Genomic DNA, 3,066 nt, shown 5'->3' with positions numbered 1-3,066 from the left:
CCGAGGCCACCGCGTGGCTGCGCCAGGAATTGCCGCGTCGCCGCAAGGTCAATCTGCGGCCGGTCGGCTCCAGTGAGGGTCAGCTGATGGCCAGGGTGACCCCGATCGGTGTTGAGCGTGACCTCAGCACTGGCTTGATTGCCGCTGGTCTGGCCAGCAACAGCTGTGGAGTCGATGGCTGATAACCGCATTGCCCGGGGCATTGTGTTGGTGCCCTGCCTGCTTCTGGGGGGTGCCTTTCTGGCCACTGCCGCCTGGGGGCAGGGCGCCGCAGCTGAAAACCGCACTCTGGCTATCGGCATCGGTGCTGGCTTGCTTTTGGCGGGTTGGTTGTCCCAGTTGGGCGGCGGCTCTGAGACCTCTGTGACAAAAACAGACAAGTCCGACTCCTCTCCCTAATTTGCGGGGATCGGGTTGCTTCCCTCCGATCCCATGTCGAAGCCTGAGTGGCGACGTTGGCCTTGGCTGTTGTGGTGTGTTGTTGCAGCCACGCTGATCGGCTGCCAGTCGATCGTCGTCAGTGGCGTCAGTCGTCCAAGGCTGGCAGTGCTGCTGTCGATGGAGCACCGCGATGCTGAATTGCGGCACAACTTTCTCCAGAGCTTTCGTCTGGGCCAGGCTTCGGTGGAGGCCTGTGGTGAGCCCTTCCCGCAGGTTGCTTGGCATGGGACCCACTCCGGCGATACGCCCGATCCGCAGTTGATGCCCCCGATGGAGCTCAAGCTGCTGGTGGCTCCCCCGTCTGCGGATCTGCGGGCCTTTGCCGCTTTGGCTGACGAGCGGGACCTCACCATGCTGCTCCCCTATCAGCGTGGCCAATCGTTGGACACCCTGCGTGGGCTGGAAGGCCGTGAACGGCTCTGGCCGCTTGTTCTCTCCCGTCAGGAGGATCTCAAGGCGATGGTGAAGGCTCCATCGTTGCTCGCGGGTGCGGGTTTTGATACAGCGCGGCTGTTGGCCCTGGCCGGTCTGATCGAATGAGGTCTGGGGACACGACCTCAAGATGCTGCGCCTGAGTGAACTGAAGCTGCCCTTCGACCATGGGGAGGAAGCGCTGCAGAAGGCGGTCCTCAAGCGTTTGCGGATTCCCGCCGATCGTCTTTTGGGTCAGACCCTGGTGAAGCGCAGTGTTGATGCGCGGCGCCGTGACCGGATTCAGCTGATCTACAGCGTGGATGTGCAAGTGAAGGGTGAAGCCGCCCTGTTGCGGCGCATCGGCAACAAAGCTCGGGTGCGTCAGGCCCCAGACACCCGCTACCGGCCCGTGGGCCAGGCACTGGATGGCTTCCCCTTGGACGCGGACGATCGGCCTGTGGTGGTGGGGGCAGGCCCCTGCGGTTATTTCGCTGCTCTGCTGTTGGCGCAGATGAGCTTTCGCCCGCTGTTGCTGGAACGGGGCCAGGCCGTGAAGCGACGCACAGCTGACACCTTCGGCTTCTGGCGGGGCAACAGCCCTTTCAACCCGGAATCGAATGCCCAATTCGGTGAGGGTGGAGCGGGAACGTTTTCTGACGGCAAGCTTTACAGCCAGGTGAGCGATCCCGAGCACTACGGCCGCAAGGTATTGGAGGAACTGGTGGCCTGTGGTGCCAGCGAGGAGATCCTCACGCTGCATCGCCCCCACATCGGCACCTTCAAGCTCGCCACGGTCGTGCGCGGTCTGCGGGCTCGGATCGAAGCCTTGGGAGGTGAGGTGCGCTTCAACAGTCGCGTGACACGCCTTCAGCTCACCGACAGCAGCGCAGAGAAGCCGTTTCAACTTGATGGTTTGGTGTTGGCTGACGGAACGGAGATTGCCTGCCGCCATTTGGTGCTGGCTCCCGGTCATTCCGCGCGCGACTGCTTTGAAATGCTGGAGCAGATCGGTATGCAGCTGCAGCGCAAACCGTTTTCCGTGGGCGTGCGGATTGAGCATCCGCAGCATCTGATTGACGCAGCCCGTTGGGGGGAGGCGGCGGGCCATCCGCGTCTCGGGGCGGCCGAGTACAAGCTGGTTCACCATGCCGAAAACGGCCGCTGCGTCTACAGCTTCTGCATGTGTCCAGGTGGACTTGTGGTGGGTGCAACATCGGAGGAAGGCCGGGTGGTGACCAACGGCATGAGCCAGCATTCCCGCAACGAGCGCAACGCCAACAGCGGTTTGGTGGTGGCCTTGGACGCCGATGACCTGGCACCGTTTGAACGCTTCCCCGGGGATCCGTTGGCGGGGATTTCCCTTCAACGGGAGCTGGAGGAGCGTGCGTTCAGGCTGGGGGGCAGCAGTTATGCCGCACCGGCGCAGCGGTTGGAGGATTTCCTTGCTGCCCGGCCCTCCACCCGTCTTGGTGCCATCGCAGCGTCGTATCAGCCGGGTGTGCATCCTGCCGATCTGGATGATTTGCTTCCCTCTCCCATAGCTGAGGCCTTGCGGGAGGCGTTGCCGGCCTTTGCCCGCAAGCTGAAGGGTTATGACCACCCCGATGCGGTGCTCACCGGCGTGGAAACCCGCACGTCGTCGCCTGTGCGGATTCCCAGGGATGAGGCGTTGGAATCCCTCAATGTGAAAGGGTTGGTGCCTGCGGGTGAAGGAGCGGGCTATGCCGGCGGCATCTTGTCGGCCGGAATCGATGGCATTCGGGCCGCTGAAGCCTTGGCCATCCAGATCCTGGGGACGGGCCCCAAGCCCGATTGATTCTCAGCTGAGATGGGGGGCTTGCGCCACGATTCCGCTCCACTGAACGGCTTTCACATGATCCCGTCGCCAGGAATGGAACAGCTCGGGCTCACTGACGGTGCACAGCGGGCAGTGGGCGATCCGTTCGCTGGGGATTCCTGCGCCCTGGAGCTGCACTCTGGCGGCGGTTCGAATGTCCAGGCGATGCCGCCCCTGTTGCTCATCCGGCAGCAGGGCCCCGGCCTCGGATAACGAAGCTTCGTTGGTGATCGCGGCGCTGACGGCCTCCACCACCTCGTCGCCAACCTGGTAACAGGGGCCGCTGACGGCCGGGCCCAGGGCAACGACCAGATCTTCCCGCCGGGCACCTCGCTCCACCAACCGATCCAGGGCTGTTATCAGGATTCCAGCCG

Annotated in this window: 4 protein-coding genes and 1 pseudogene; 4 read left to right on the top strand and 1 reads right to left on the bottom strand. The window is 63.6% G+C overall.

Annotation, left to right across the window (positions count from 1 at the left end; all coding sequences use genetic code 11):
• The 4 genes and pseudogenes from ACGVJ8_RS07175 to ACGVJ8_RS07160 all read left to right on the top strand — a co-directional run.
• Positions 1-182, top strand: a pseudogene (locus ACGVJ8_RS07175) (nuclease); the annotation flags it as partial.
• Positions 175-399, top strand: a complete 225-nt coding sequence (locus tag ACGVJ8_RS07170; protein ID WP_392346757.1) for a GIVxVP protein — start codon at positions 175-177, stop codon at positions 397-399. The pseudogene ACGVJ8_RS07175 and the gene ACGVJ8_RS07170, both read left to right, overlap by 8 nt.
• 33 nt (positions 400-432) lie before the next feature.
• The gene (locus ACGVJ8_RS07165; RefSeq protein ID WP_392346755.1) at positions 433-981 is read left to right on the top strand and encodes a hypothetical protein; all 549 of its coding nucleotides are present in this window, start codon (positions 433-435) and stop codon (positions 979-981) included.
• 22 nt (positions 982-1,003) lie between these two features.
• On the top strand, positions 1,004-2,671 hold the full coding sequence (locus tag ACGVJ8_RS07160; protein WP_392346753.1) for an NAD(P)/FAD-dependent oxidoreductase: 1,668 nt from the start codon (positions 1,004-1,006) through the stop codon (positions 2,669-2,671).
• A gap of 3 nt (positions 2,672-2,674) precedes the next feature.
• Here ACGVJ8_RS07160 and ACGVJ8_RS07155 read toward each other — a convergent pair.
• Positions 2,675-3,066, bottom strand: a 392-nt coding sequence (locus tag ACGVJ8_RS07155) for a laccase domain-containing protein (RefSeq protein WP_392346751.1), incomplete at its 5' end; no start/stop codon positions are given.

This window comes from Parasynechococcus sp., assembly GCF_042954245.1.
In the GTDB taxonomy this organism is placed as follows: domain Bacteria; phylum Cyanobacteriota; class Cyanobacteriia; order PCC-6307; family Cyanobiaceae; genus Parasynechococcus.
The sequence above is the reverse complement of the archived record's forward strand: the minus strand, read 5'-3'. Positions and strand labels throughout refer to the sequence as shown.

Bases quoted from the DNA above. Each gene is read 5' to 3' on its own strand.
- ACGVJ8_RS07170 (WP_392346757.1), top strand. From the start codon at position 175: ATGGCTGATAACCGCATTGCCCGGGGCATTGTGTTGGTGCCCTGCCTG.
- ACGVJ8_RS07165 (WP_392346755.1), top strand. From the start codon at position 433: ATGTCGAAGCCTGAGTGGCGACGTTGGCCTTGGCTGTTGTGGTGTGTT.
- ACGVJ8_RS07160 (WP_392346753.1), top strand. From the start codon at position 1,004: ATGCTGCGCCTGAGTGAACTGAAGCTGCCCTTCGACCATGGGGAGGAA.